The sequence below is a fragment of the Rossellomorea aquimaris genome (genome assembly GCF_020171925.1).
Lineage (GTDB): Bacteria > Bacillota > Bacilli > Bacillales > Bacillaceae_B > Rossellomorea > Rossellomorea aquimaris_F.
In genome coordinates this window covers 805821-819032 of the sequence record NZ_JAIVAR010000001.1, presented here as the reverse complement: position 1 = coordinate 819032, position 13212 = coordinate 805821, and the positions used below count along the sequence as shown (strand labels likewise).

At 38.7% G+C, this 13212-nt stretch carries 13 protein-coding genes and 2 pseudogenes; 12 read left to right on the top strand and 3 right to left on the bottom strand.

The window, feature by feature from the left end; all coding sequences use genetic code 11:
- Positions 1-392: 392 nt before the first annotated feature.
- Entirely contained in the window at positions 393-917 is a 525-nt protein-coding gene (locus tag LCM10_RS04270; RefSeq protein ID WP_224874927.1) for a hypothetical protein, read from the bottom strand.
- 63 nt (positions 918-980) lie between these two features.
- Positions 981-1349 (bottom strand): hypothetical protein, encoded by a 369-nt coding sequence (locus LCM10_RS04265; protein ID WP_224874926.1) that lies wholly within the window; start codon positions 1347-1349, stop codon positions 981-983.
- 548 nt (positions 1350-1897) lie between these two features.
- Between LCM10_RS04265 and LCM10_RS20840 the strand changes: the two are divergent.
- The 11 genes and pseudogenes from LCM10_RS20840 to LCM10_RS04210 form a co-directional block, all read left to right on the top strand.
- Positions 1898-3145, top strand: a pseudogene (locus LCM10_RS20840) (zinc-ribbon domain-containing protein); the annotation flags it as partial.
- A 123-nt stretch (positions 3146-3268) separates the two neighbouring features.
- A pseudogene (locus LCM10_RS20835) lies at positions 3269-4738 on the top strand (Tn3 family transposase); the annotation flags it as partial.
- A 75-nt stretch (positions 4739-4813) separates the two neighbouring features.
- Positions 4814-4954 carry a sigma factor-like helix-turn-helix DNA-binding protein gene (locus LCM10_RS20830; RefSeq protein ID WP_224874924.1) on the top strand — a complete coding sequence of 47 codons (141 nt, stop codon included), beginning with the start codon at positions 4814-4816 and terminating at the stop codon, positions 4952-4954.
- Positions 4944-5711 (top strand): hypothetical protein, encoded by a 768-nt coding sequence (locus LCM10_RS04250; RefSeq protein WP_224874923.1) that lies wholly within the window; start codon positions 4944-4946, stop codon positions 5709-5711. The genes LCM10_RS20830 and LCM10_RS04250 overlap by 11 nt, the downstream gene beginning before the upstream one ends.
- A 198-nt stretch (positions 5712-5909) precedes the next feature.
- Complete coding sequence (locus tag LCM10_RS04245) at positions 5910-6104, top strand: helix-turn-helix transcriptional regulator (RefSeq protein ID WP_224874922.1); 195 nt, start codon at positions 5910-5912, stop codon at positions 6102-6104.
- Between the two features lie 2 nt (positions 6105-6106).
- Positions 6107-6541, top strand: a complete 435-nt coding sequence (locus tag LCM10_RS04240; protein ID WP_224874921.1) for a hypothetical protein — start codon at positions 6107-6109, stop codon at positions 6539-6541.
- Between the two features lie 341 nt (positions 6542-6882).
- Positions 6883-7347, top strand: coding sequence for an NUDIX hydrolase (locus LCM10_RS04235; protein WP_224874920.1), 465 nt, complete (start codon positions 6883-6885; stop codon positions 7345-7347).
- Positions 7348-7359: 12 nt separating this feature from the next.
- Complete coding sequence (locus LCM10_RS04230) at positions 7360-7938, top strand: GNAT family protein (RefSeq protein ID WP_318247467.1); 579 nt, start codon at positions 7360-7362, stop codon at positions 7936-7938.
- 579 nt (positions 7939-8517) lie between these two features.
- Complete coding sequence (locus LCM10_RS04220) at positions 8518-9348, top strand: alpha/beta hydrolase (protein ID WP_224874918.1); 831 nt, start codon at positions 8518-8520, stop codon at positions 9346-9348.
- Positions 9349-9465: 117 nt separating this feature from the next.
- A complete protein-coding gene (locus LCM10_RS04215) occupies positions 9466-10662 on the top strand; it encodes an ATP-grasp domain-containing protein (protein ID WP_224874917.1) in 1197 nt (398 codons plus the stop codon).
- Positions 10652-11389 carry an esterase family protein gene (locus tag LCM10_RS04210; RefSeq protein ID WP_224874916.1) on the top strand — a complete coding sequence of 246 codons (738 nt, stop codon included), beginning with the start codon at positions 10652-10654 and terminating at the stop codon, positions 11387-11389. Before LCM10_RS04215 ends, LCM10_RS04210 begins: the two co-directional genes overlap by 11 nt.
- Positions 11390-11678: 289 nt before the next feature.
- Here LCM10_RS04210 and LCM10_RS04205 read toward each other — a convergent pair whose 3' ends face one another.
- A complete protein-coding gene (locus LCM10_RS04205) occupies positions 11679-11819 on the bottom strand; it encodes a hypothetical protein (RefSeq protein ID WP_224874915.1) in 141 nt (46 codons plus the stop codon).
- 312 nt (positions 11820-12131) lie between these two features.
- Here LCM10_RS04205 and LCM10_RS04200 point away from each other — a divergent pair, with 312 nt between their 5' ends.
- The gene (locus tag LCM10_RS04200) at positions 12132-12800 is read left to right on the top strand and encodes a Type 1 glutamine amidotransferase-like domain-containing protein (protein WP_224874914.1); all 669 of its coding nucleotides are present in this window, start codon (positions 12132-12134) and stop codon (positions 12798-12800) included.
- Positions 12801-13212: the final 412 nt, after the last annotated feature.

Sequence of the window (13212 nt, the reverse complement as noted above, 5' to 3'; positions counted from 1 at the left end):
GGATCAATTGCTTTTTTTGTTCTTTTCACCTGGTACAAACTCATTCCTACACCATCGTACAAATTTCTAAATTGCAAGAGACTAATATAACCTTTTATGTGAGATTAAATGGATTATTTTGAAGAAACTTGTAAATAATCCCCCTTCCCTTAGTATGGAGGTTCCACTTTAATTGAGTGTGTTTATAGATTGCTATCTCTTATAATATTTTCGTTAATGGAATATATCATTCATGTACAATCTTTCGATAATGACAATAATGGATGGTCATGATTTATTCTTCATTCTTTATTTAGAATTCATATTTCGAATGAATTAAGCCCGTGGAGGTAATAAAAATCTTTATAATTAAATAAGGCTGACAGATTTTTATTCCTGTCAGCTTTGAGTTTTTAATCAATATAATAAATTTCTTTGGAGTATTTTTTAAAAGTAGTTATTTCCTTCTGGTTAAATGTAATACTTGAACCGGAAGGAGAATTAGGCCTTAAGAGTAGACATTTATTGTTATCAAATATAAATTCAATACCATTTACTTCATTATTTACCCTTACGTTTTCTCTTTCTTCTGATATGTAAACTATTATCTGAGTTATGGTAGACCACACGGAAACAGTTGAAATTGGCTTTTTAAATATAACGGAGTTTAATTCACTTATGTCATGAGGAAGAGGTTTCGGCGTTAATTGTTTTTTAATGTCAAGTATATAGTATTCCTCGAAATCTTTAGTTTCAAATTCTGTATGGTCTATATAAAAAAAGTCATCACCTATTCCGAAAATCGCAGGCTCCATAATTGTGAGATTATCTGATTTAAAAGTGTAGTTCAATGTGTTCGAGTAAATAAGTGATAATTCTTTTCCAAGGACAGATTTTAAAGTTTCAACAAAGTTATCAGTAATACTTTTTTTTGTCATTTTTTCCTCCCCAAATTGTTTTTAAAAGGAGGATATTTATACATATAAATATCCTCCTTTTTATTATTCGTATCTCATTACTTCCTTTCCATTTGACCATTTAATTGAAGGGCCACCTAGGCTGGTAGAACTACGGTATAAGTTTACATTACCATAAGGTGTTGTAACGTAGTAGCCAGTCCCTGATGAGAATGGTATAGAATTATAATTAGAACCTAGATAAGTATTGAAATCCCTTAAAGCTTGATTATAATCACCTTTTTTAAAGTAATTTGTGTAGGAACCTCCTGATACTCTAGAAGCAGTAGATGTTAGCGATCCCCATCCTTTAGGTGTACCTGTACCACCACTACAATCCGGTGTCACTACATCACCAATAAGGTCACCAGAAACTTCTTTTGCTAGAATGTTAGTGCTGTAAGACGGTTTCACAGAATAATATCCCAAGCAAGATGCAGAAGCATCACCTGATTTTAATGGTAATGTTGCTACTATTAGTAGAGTTTAAGTAATAAAAATTTTAAAAATATTTTTCAATGTACAAATTCCTCCGATTATATAATTTGTTCTTATACACGCGCATGTAAAGTACGTAAAAAATATTACCATAAAATACATAAACTGTAAAATTGTTATTTTGAAATTTTAATATTTTCTGAATTAAAAGTTTGTTTTTAGCTAGAGATGATTAAATAGCCATTTTTATATGCTCTGACATTTTGACAAAGAAACACCTTTTTAAGCTTGAAAGCGTCAATAAACTCGGATGTAATTAGATATAAATATTTTTGTGATTTATCCTTAATCACTAGCTATTAACTGATAAGGAAATATAAAAAACGTTTACGGAAGTGTAAACGTTTGTGTATTTAAAAAGTTGTTGTAGGAATGTTTATTTTTTAATAACTTTCATGACTCTATGTATATGTTTTGTAGGTTTGTCTATAACAATAACAATCAATGTGAAAGTGGTGTAAGAAATGACAGATGAAAATTCGTTTCCAGATAAGTTTCCACACCTCATGTCTGAATGGGATCCATCGAATACACATAATCCATATGATTTATTACCGGGTTCAAATAAACGTGTTAGGTGGCTCTGTAAACTAGGGCATCAATGGGAAACTACTTTGGTACAGCGTACCTCTCGCTTCACAAAGTGTCCTTTTTGTGTAGGCCAAAGAGTTGTGCCCTCAGAATCGCTTGGCGTTAAACGCCCAGACCTCTTAGCAGAATGGGATTTTAAAAAAAATACAAGAGATCCTTTTCATACTGCTTGTGGTTCTAATTATGAAGCATATTGGATTTGCCAATTAGATTCCACTCATCTTTGGAAGGCCCGAGTTTACAGTCGCAAGAACTCTGGATGTCCTTATTGCTGTAACAAAAGAATCAACACATCTAATTCACTTGCCACCTACTACCCTGAACTTGTGAAGGAATGGGATGAGTCTAATACGAAACAACAAACAGAAGTTTCGTATGGTTCTAATTACCGTGCTTTTTGGGTGTGTAAAAATAATCCATCGCATAAGTGGACCACGGTGGTCTATAGTCGTACATCTATGGATGCTCAATGTCCGTATTGTGTAAGGAATCAAACGTCCATTATTGAACAGAGAATATTTTTGTATTTTAAGGCCATTTTCCCCGACGCTGTACATAGAAAAAAGTGGAGTAAAGATAAGTCGTTTTATGAATTGGATATATATATTCCCTCTATTTCTATTGGAATCGAATACGATGGTTATTTTCATTCATCAGAAGAAGCTGTTGAACGAGACGAAGATAAAAATGATTTCTTCGCTTCCTTTCTCCAACTTTTTCGAATTCGAGAAGAGAATTGTCCACAATTAAAAAAAGATGGCACCATAACATCTCAGCTATATAAGAAAGGACCAAAGAAATATCCAGAAGTCAGTGATCACCTTCTCTCAATTCTAAGGTGGGTGAAAACGCACCGTTTACTTTCAAAAGGAACGCTTTTAGAGGTTGAAAAAGAACTATCGTCACCTTCTTCCTTACTAGCTATTCCTGTTGAACTAATACGGGGAACCACACCATTGGATAAATCTCACTCAGACCTATGTCTTGAATGGGATTATGAAAAGAATTTCTTACACCCTCGGTACTATTCAAAAGGTTCAGATGAAAAGGTATGGTGGAAGTGTCAATTAAAAGGACACTCTTGGGAGGCAACTATTAGTTCGAGAACGAGAGGAAATAATTGCCCCATTTGCTCTAATAAGGTGGTAATTTTAGAGAACAGTCTTGCAACTACCCACCCTCATTTAGTGCAAGAATGGAGTAAAGAAAATGAATACTCTCCAACAGAGGTTTCTTCTGGAAGTGATAATTGGGATGAAACTAAGTATACAAGCAATAGATTAGCTGTTGGTATGTCAGCTCAAGAATATATTATTGAGAGAAATACAGCTTTAAATGAAAGATTAAATTATATAATGGAAAACATAGATTCTCTTGAGGGAATAAGTATTGACAAGTCAAGGGTACGGCTTGACCGTTTAGAGAAATATACACCGGAAGAAGCCAAATCTCTTAGCCAAACTTTATATAACATGTTACCACGGGTAAAACTTACTGATTTATTGATTGAAGTTTCAAATTGGACAGGATTTGATGAACACCTTACTCATGCGTCTAGTAATCGTCCTCCTAAGGGAGAAGAAAAGTCTATTGTAATGGCTACGATTATGGCTATGGGAACCAATATCGGTCTTACCAAAATGGCTGAAGCAACACCAGGGATCACCTATCATCAGTTAGCTAATGCAGCCCAATGGCGATTACATGAGGATTCTTTGAGTAAAGCTCAAGCTACTTTAGTAAATTTTCAACATCATCTTTCTTTATCAAAATATTGGGGAAATGGGAGTACCTCATCTTCGGATGGCATGCGTGTACAAGTTGGCGTCTCTTCTCTTCATGCTGATGCAAACCCACACTACGGAACAGGGAAAGGCACTACTATCTATAGATTCACCAGCGATCAGTTTTCTTCTTTTTATACAAAGGTTATTAACACAAACGCTAGAGATGCTGTACATGTCATCGATGGATTGCTTCATCATGAATCAGAATTATCCATTGAAGAGCATTATACGGATACTGCTGGTTACACTGATCAGGTTTTTGGATTAAGCCATATATTAGGTTTTCGCTTTGCTCCTAGAATGCGAGATCTATCTGACTCTAAACTTTATGTCATGGATAAATCCAATGAATATTTAAAGATTGAAAGCATTCTACGAGGAAAAATCAACATTAAGGTTATCCAAGATAACTATGATGATGTCTTACGATTAGCACATTCCATACGGGAAGGTAAAGTATCGGCTTCACTTATTTTAGGAAAGTTAGGGTCTTATTCTCGCCAAAATAAAATGGCAACAGCATTGCGTGAGATGGGCAGAATTGAAAAGACAATCTTTATACTAGACTATATTTCTAATGAAACATTACGTCGGCGTATCCAAAGAGGATTAAATAAGGGTGAAGCTATGAATGGATTGGCAAGAGCCTTATTCTTTGGTAAACGTGGAGAGTTACGGGAAAGAGGATTGCAAGATCAACTTCAACGAGCTAGTGCATTAAATATTCTTATAAATGCTATTACAGTTTGGAATACCGTTTATCTCACAGAGGCTACAAAGATATTAAAAGAAAAGGGCCTATTAAAAGAGGAGTTATTACCTCACATTTCCCCATTGGGTTGGGAACATATAAATTTACTAGGAGAATATTCATTTGATTCCAAAAAGGTACCAAAATCAAATGAATTACGACCTTTAAAGATTTAAAAAATCATGCTGATATCTCCTTAGCGTTGGGGATATCAGCTTTTATTTTCCTTTTATTGTCTTAACGTGGGTTTTATGACAAAATGTTGGTTATACCCCAGGATTGAAGAGATCTCGGAAGTCCTTGGCATTAACTCTTCTACGATCAGAACCAGATTATCAAGGGCCCGCAGTCTTTTAAACCAGAAGCTTGGAGGCGATCTCGATGAGCAATAAACGAATTCATGATGCGATTCACCATCATATCGGAGAAGGAACGGTCTTTTCGAAGGAAGAAGAGGTTGAATTGCTCACCAAGCTAGAGAATCACCAAGTACCTCCTGCCAAGAGAAGATGGTTTCCTGAAGTACTCAGTTTGAGCCTTGCAGGTGCAGCGGTTCTCTTGATGATCGGGTTGATCGGGAGTCAAACGGGGCTATTCTCCTTTCTCGGAGGCGGACAGCCTGACAAGTTGGATACGTCCCTCTTGAAAGAAAGTGAAATCCACGGACTTGAGGAAATGTCAGAGGAGCAGAAGAAGGAGTTCCTGACCAGGCAGCCGAAATCCTATTATGCTGAATCGGTGGACGACGCTCTTAACGCTTTACCATTTAAATTGAACTTACCCGAGAAGCTGCCTTTTGACTCTGAATTTGTTGTCGAGGGAGTTAACGACTGGCATTTCCCTTCCAATACGGATGGAAAAGACATCTCGGCTACCTTTAGAGCTGCCAATGGAAATCACTTCATCCTGGTTGAAGCCGTTGACTTTGAGCAGGAGTTTATTGAAAGTGGGAACCAGTCAGAGTCATCGCTCGAAAAAGTGGAACTCAAAAAAGGGGTGCAAGGCGACTTGGAAGTGAAGAATGATGGAGGAAGGATCCAATTTAAGGACAAAAGAGGGATAAACCTTAAAATTTACCTACATGATCCGGAGAAAAGCTATGATGCGCGAGAAGTGTTAGTGGATCTTGCCAATCAGATGGTTGATTGATTTATAAAAGGACGACGAAGTAGAGTGGGGATGTTCCCCGCTCTATTTTTTTGGGAATCATCGGGTGGGTTCACCGTGGAAAAAGGGGAAGCACAAAACCCATCATCGCTCTCCCTGTTTAAAATACATGACAATATGTAAGATATAATTGACATATTTGAAGTATTTTGAATATACTGTAAGTGAGGAGGGAATTTCTTGAAAAACCGAAAAATGAAGATGGCGCGAGTGGAAGCGGATGTGTCCCAAGAAAAGTTAGCAAGCATCGTTGGCGTCACCAGGCAGACAATCAATCTGATCGAAGCAGGAAACTATAACCCGAGTCTGAAATTATGTACAGCCATTTGCAAAGCTCTAAATAAAACGTTGAACGATTTATTTTGGGAGGAATGACGATGAGTGTTGAAAAAGTTGTAAAGGAAACAAAGATAACCATCGGTGTACTTATGCTGGTAAGCTTGGCCCTTCTTGTCACCTGGTTTATTTTCGATATACAGGAAGTATCTTTCGCAAACAACAAAGCCCTGCTCGCTTTATCGCTTATTCCTCTTAGTGCAGCCCTAGCTTCTTTCCTTAAACTGATGAAAATAAAAAAGAACCCGAAAGTAATCCTATCCGAAACGGATGAAAGACTTGTCGCAGAGAAAAATGAAGCCGATGCGAAAGCATTGAAGTTGCTTCAAGCCGTTTTGTTCCTATCGTACATGGGATACACATTTATCATCCCGGAGGACACCTTCAACTCAATCGGATGGTGGATCACATTAATCATTCTGCTCCTATCACTATTCGCTCCAATGATCTTCCGCCATATTACGAAAGAAACCTGAGATAAAGAAGTACATCTTAGGTTGGGGAGAATGTGTCACTTTGTATTGAAACAGTCTACTAATGGCACAATCAAACCTTATGTTTGATCGTTAAAAACACGTTCAGAAAGGTGGAAGGCAAATGGCTAGCGGTATGTTTTTACTCCTTATTGTTTTGACTACAGTGATTATTATTAGAAGGAAAAAATAGAGACTAGATTAATATAAGAAGGGTGGGAAGGGATCCCACTCTTTTTAGCTTGTCTGGCGTCTGCCCCTTGCTAAGCTAAGGGAATCAGATCCTTGTTTTTAAAGATGTAAGCTAAAGGTCGGCAAGAAGCAAGAAAACTATTGGAGGCTATATGGGATACATAATGGATTTAAGAAAAGTAGTCGGCAGTCGCCCACTCATTATGACAGGTGCAAATGTGATTCTGATTAACCTACGTAATGAGTTATTATTACAACTCCGCAGGGACAATGATTGCTGGGGATTAGCCGGCGGATCATTAGAACTGGGGGAAACATTAGAGCAAGTGGCTCAACGAGAATTGGTGGAAGAGACCGGCCTAAAGGCAACTAAACTAACACTATTCAATGTCTATTCCGGAGAGGATTTTTATTATCAATACCCTCATGGAGATGAGGTATACAACATCGTGACAACGTTCATATGTAAGGAGTACGAAGGGGAGTTAAGAGAACAAGAGGATGAAGTTAAAGAGTTGAAATTCTTCAAGCTGACAGACCTCCCTTTAAATTTGAATCCACCAGACGTACCAATTATTCGTGAATATGTTGAGCGAGAAGGAGGATTAACGAAATAAGAGAACAAACAAGTGAAAGAGGTGTTTATGATGAGTGGGGAACGATTTTTTCCTGATTTAGAGACGAATCGTTTGAGGTTAAGAAACGTCACCGATGCTGATATCGAGTTTATCTTCAAACTTTTCAGTGATGAAAAGGTATGTGAATTTCTGTACGATGAAGAGCTTTATACCGTGAAAGAGGATGCAATCGAGTTTGTTCAATGGAATAAGAATCCGGAAGAAAAAGGATCTAATCGATGGATCCTAGAGGCAAAAGACAGCCATGAAAAGATGGGTACTTGTGGATTCGATGCATGGGACAGGACCAATCATATTGCAGAAATAGGATATGATTTGTGGCATGAATACTGGGGACGCGGCTATATGAAAGAGGCATTGGTGGCTGCGATAGAGAGTGGATTTCACAATATGGACCTAAATAGGATCAATGCTTATGTAGCTCTAGGAAATACGAGGTCTACAAATCTATTAGAGCGCCTAGGTTTCAAAAGGGAAGGCATTTATCGAGACAAGCATTTGTTTAGGGGAGAATATTTTGATCATTATTCTTATTCGTTGTTGAAGAGAGAGTGGAAAGAACAGAAATAACATAGTTGCTAGAAGCTTTAAGAGTAGAGTGTTGAAAGTTCACGCTTTACTCTTTTTAATTTTTAAAAAATGGAGCCTGTCTTTCTTTAAGAAGTATCTCATCGAGTGGGTACAATCCTCACACAGACATTGAAACATGATTCGATGAGAATGGGGATACCCGTGCAACATACTGATACAGGGTTATTGGGGTTTGACCCCCGTTAAGTTATGGGGGAAAGACCCGTGTTTTCGATAAGGGTGTTTAAAGAGTAAGGAGAGAAGCGTTAAATCGACTTATTTTGATAATTTCTCTGAATATATTCGGCTGAATTCTGACAATGTTTTTATCAGAAAACGTATAAAATGAAGTGAAATAGTGAAATCTCTTGTATCTTAAATAAAGTTCAAGGGTGCTTGATCCATGATAAAGATAGGTCGTTATCTCGCTTTCTGTTTTCAGTACGTTTTCTTGAAGTTCTTTGGTACATATATGTTGGTGGTTGAATCTGTCACCTTCTGATCAGAAGAATAATGGTGCCATGTTTGATTTGGCGATTGCTGTTGCGTGTATGCAGGAATATGAAGTGAGGAAGTTAAATGGATGAATCCGATTTTTATTTGAATCTAGAAACACATCAATTACATATGTCTTATAAAAATGAAAAACGTCGCGTACGTGTTTTATTGCCGGAAAATTATGATCAGGATGAGGCAGTCGATTATCCAGTTGTCTATATGCATGATGGACAAAATGTTTTCTACAGTAGTGAATCTTATAGTGGGCATTCATGGAAAGTGATTCAGGCAATTAAAGGAAACACCGATTTACCAAGGATGATTGTTGTTGGAATCGATAACGGTGGGCAAGATCGTATTGATGAATATACACCTTGGAAAATAACTGAAAGCCCCCTTCCTGAAAATATTGAACTGGGCGGAAGAGGCGCGGAGTTTGCTGAGTTTGTCATGAAAGTCGTGAAGCCGTTTATCGATAAGAATTACCGAACGAAATCGGATAAAACTCATACAGCGATGATCGGCAGTTCACTTGGAGGCACTATTTCCGCTTTTATGGGGATTGAATATAGGGATCAAATTGGTGGTTTAGGCATATTTTCCTTAGCCAATTGGATAACAGGTAAAGCCTTTGATAGTTATATTGCTAGGGAAGAGTTGGATCCTGAACAACGTGTGTACATTCAAGTTGGGACTCAGGAAGGCGATGATGCCGATCGACAATTGATGCATGGTAATATGAAACAGGCCTATATCGATTGCTCGCTTAAGTATTATAAACAACTGATAGAAGGCGCAGTTCCAATTGATCACATTCGCTTCCATATTTTTGCGGATGAAGAACATCATGAAAAAGCTTGGGCTAAACACCTGCCAAACTGTTTCCGTTTTTTAAGTGAGAAGTGGTCTTGAATGAACTAGATTATACTATTTGACAGAATGACATGATGAAGGATATTACTTTTTTGAATATTTCAGAATAGTAGATTAATATAATAATTTTTTTAATTCGGGGAAAGGAGCTTTTTTATGAATTATATTTTGATCTCACCCTATTATCCAGGTAATTTTCAGGCATTTGCTCATCGTTTACATGATGCAGGTGTCAATGTTCTTGGAATTGGCGAAGAGCCGTATGACCAATTAGGTTCAGAATTACAAAACTCTTTAACAGAATATTATCGTGTACATGATCTAGAAGATATAGACGAAGTGAAACGTGCTGTTGCCTTTTTAATGTATAAGCATGGTCCAATTGATCGTATTGAATCGAATAACGAATACTGGTTAGAACTTGATGCGCAGTTGCGTGAGCAATTTAACGTGTACGGAAATAAAACGAACGACTTGAAAAAAGTGAAGTATAAATCTGAAATGAAAAAGCTCTTTGAAAAAGCAGGTGTGCCTGTTGTAGAAGGAAGAGTCGTCAGGACGAAAATGGAGCTAAGTAAAGCCATTGATGAATTAGGACTGCCAGTTATCGCAAAACCGGATAATGGAGTTGGATCCGCTGCAACCTTTAAATTATGTTCAGAAGAGGCTGTACGTCATTTTGAAGAAGAATGGGGAGAAGCACAAGTATACTTCGTAGAACCATATGTCGAAGGAGGCGTACTTTGTACATATGATGGGTTAGTCGATCAGAAAGGGAACATTGTTTTCCAGACAAGCTTCACCTATAATATGCCGACTTTGGAACTCGTGAAGGGTCAGTTGGATTTAGCTTATGTGATTCAAAAAGAAATGGATCCAAAGCTCGAAGCTTATGGAAAGGCGATTGTGAATGCATTTGGCATGAAGGAGCGCTTTTTCCATATTGAGTTTTTTAAATTAGAAGATGGGGATTATGTCGCACTTGAATACAATAACCGCTTGGCTGGCGGCTACACGATTGATATGTACAATTTCGCGTACTCCATTGATCTATTTGCTCAGTACGCTTCTATTGTGACAGGAGGAGAATATAAGGAATCCGATGTCGAAAATCAGTACTGTGTAGGGATCACACAGCGTGATGCCTATGAGTATCAACATGATACGAATGCAATATATGAGCGGTTTGGCGACCGGGTGAAGTTTGAACAGCGCATTCCAGATGCGTTTGCGGCACTCCAAGGCAATCAATTTTATGCGATTAATGCAGATTCCCCTGAAGAAGTCGATGACATCATCCGTTTTGTCCATAAACGAAAAGTTAGGGATAGGAGTTTTTCTTATGCATATTGAACACTTAAACCACTGGAGTGGCGAATTAGGACGTGAAATGCCGTTGAACAGATATGGGCACAGTGGCATGCCAATCGTCGTTTTCCCTTCATCTGGAGGGACGCATTTTGAATACGGAAATTTTGGAATGATTGATGCGTGTAAGGACTTTATCGAATCGGGAAAAGTTCAGTTTTTTACATTGGCCAGTATTGATAGCGAAAGCTGGCTGCACAACTCTAAACCTGCGCATGACCGTGCATTAGCTCATGAAGCATATGACCGCTATGTCATTTCAGAAGCGATTCCATTTATTAAACATAAAACGGATTGGTTTGATCCGATGATGACAACGGGGTGTAGTATGGGGGGCTATCATGCGTTGAACTTTCTCTTGAGGCATCCGGATGTCTTCCAATCAACCGTTGCACTTAGTGGTGTTTACGACGCACGTTTTTTTTGTGGGGATTACGGAAATGATCAGCTTGTATACGAAAATTCACCGAGTGATTACATATGGAATCAAAATAACGGCTGGTTTATTGATCGATATCGTTCAGCAGATATCATTATTTGTAACGGGCGTGGTGATTGGGAACAGGATGGCCTGCCTTCCTATTTTACGTTGAAAGAAGCCTTTGAAGAGAAACAAATTTCAGCATGGTTTGATGAATGGGGCGAGGATGTTTCCCATGATTGGGTTTGGTGGCGACGCCAAATGCCGTATTATTTAGGGGAATTAATATAAGGATAAAAGAAGCACGATGCCAATCGTATTTGAAAGAAATGTATTATTAGTCGAACACGATCAATATACGATAACTAATGGGCCAATGGATTATAAATGGGTTGAGGATTTCTTGGGAATTAAGAAATAAGGGGGACGGTTCTATCGCTATGGAAGCATTAGAACCGTCCCCAATGCATTCACAATTTATTTTTATCAAGGAACTTGTCAAAAAATTCAATGAACATTTTTCCTTGAGACATTCCCAACATCGAAATGGGAGTGGCCACTAATCGCCTATTTCTCGCTCTCAAAGATTATCTGTTTTAATTCTTGGGGTATTTTGTTCAAGAGCTGAAGCTGCCCTGGCGTTTTCGTTATGTCGATCGACTGTATTATCCAATGAATTGGTTTTTACAAATTCTTTAGTTGTTTTCTTCTTGTTTGCCATTCCATCACCTCCTACCGATAATATGCTCTATTTACACTTAGAAAATCATTCGAATATCAGTCTAGAGCCCATCTAAAGTTTCTACTAATGCAAGATAGCCTATTAAAGAGATCGATAGTACCGGGGGTGAATGGTCAAAGAAGGATTCTCGACCATTTTTGTAGAACTCCTAATTGAACCAAAATGCAGATTAATGTTAAGAAGGAAAACAGAACTTAGGAGATTACATAGTTGGTGACGGATATCTACTTAAATTGTTTCTGTCTTATAGAGGTATGGACGATTCCCCTACAATGAAATGGAGATGCTGTTATGAAATTACTGCTCACATCTGCAGGTGTGAATAACAAAAGTATGCTCGACGCGTTGGTTGACATGCTTGATAAACCAATCGAAGAATCCAATGCCCTTTGCATCCCAACCGCGATGTACGGACACCCATGGGTCGGACCCGGTGTCAAGACATGGGAGTTCATCAGCGGTAAATCAGAAAATCCAATGGTTGACCTGGGTTGGAAATCCGTCGGCGTCCTTGAGCTCACAGCACTGCCAAGTATCGGCGAAGACCGATGGGTGCCGTTGGTCTGGGAGACGGACGTCCTGCTGGTTTCTGGTGGCGACGCCTTGTATCTTAGTTACTGGATGAAGCAATCCGGAATGGCAGAGCTTTTGCCGTCGCTACAGGCAGTCTATGTGGGAATGAGCGCAGGAAGCATGGTGATGGCTCCGAACATTGGTGACTCCTTCGTAGGCTGGACTCCGCCTGGAGGTTGTGATGATACGCTGGGATTGGTCGATTTTTCAATCTTTCCGCACCTGGATCACGAGATGCTGCCGGAAAACACGATGGCATACGCAGAGAAATGGGCTGCCGGAATGGAGGGGCCTGCGTATGCGATTGACGATCAAACCGCCATCAAAGTGATAGACGGAGAGGTCGAAGTGATCTCTGAAGGAAATTGGAAGTTGTTTTCGACGTGAACCTATTCTTCCGCTAGCAACGCGTGCCAGGGGGACAAGTACCTTGGATCAGACGATTTGAACGAGATTGTGATTTTAATTGCGTGTGGAGGTTATCCTAAGTGCGAAAGTAACCGAATCGCCGCCTCTTTATATTAATCTTCACAATCTTAAATCGGAGCTTGTCCCGGTAAGGCAATGGGGGAACTTTTAGGGAGAACAAGCACCATGAAACTGATTAAGTGAAGTTGGAAGTTTTTAAATGAAAGAGATATTTTCAAATTATGGAATCGTCATTCATGAAAAGGATGGACGGTAGTTTTTTACGACAGACAGTGGTGGATCTGTCTCTCGAGATATCACGTTTGAGGTTTCAGAAGAGGATGCACAACGATCACAGATTAGTGAGGAAGAGGCATATTGGGTGATATTG

Excerpts from the sequence above, each read along its gene's own strand:
- LCM10_RS04250 (WP_224874923.1), top strand. The coding sequence starts at position 4,944 with ATGAGCAATAAACGAATTCATGATGCGATTCACCATCATATCGGAGAA.
- LCM10_RS04205 (WP_224874915.1), bottom strand. The coding sequence starts at position 11,819 with ATGGCAAACAAGAAGAAAACAACTAAAGAATTTGTAAAAACCAATTCA.
- LCM10_RS04210 (WP_224874916.1), top strand. The coding sequence starts at position 10,652 with ATGCATATTGAACACTTAAACCACTGGAGTGGCGAATTAGGACGTGAA.
- LCM10_RS04240 (WP_224874921.1), top strand. The coding sequence starts at position 6,107 with ATGAGTGTTGAAAAAGTTGTAAAGGAAACAAAGATAACCATCGGTGTA.
- LCM10_RS04200 (WP_224874914.1), top strand. The coding sequence starts at position 12,132 with ATGAAATTACTGCTCACATCTGCAGGTGTGAATAACAAAAGTATGCTC.
- LCM10_RS20830 (WP_224874924.1), top strand. The coding sequence starts at position 4,814 with ATGACAAAATGTTGGTTATACCCCAGGATTGAAGAGATCTCGGAAGTC.
- LCM10_RS04270 (WP_224874927.1), bottom strand. The coding sequence starts at position 917 with ATGACAAAAAAAAGTATTACTGATAACTTTGTTGAAACTTTAAAATCT.
- LCM10_RS04220 (WP_224874918.1), top strand. The coding sequence starts at position 8,518 with ATGGATGAATCCGATTTTTATTTGAATCTAGAAACACATCAATTACAT.
- LCM10_RS04215 (WP_224874917.1), top strand. The coding sequence starts at position 9,466 with ATGAATTATATTTTGATCTCACCCTATTATCCAGGTAATTTTCAGGCA.
- LCM10_RS04235 (WP_224874920.1), top strand. The coding sequence starts at position 6,883 with ATGGGATACATAATGGATTTAAGAAAAGTAGTCGGCAGTCGCCCACTC.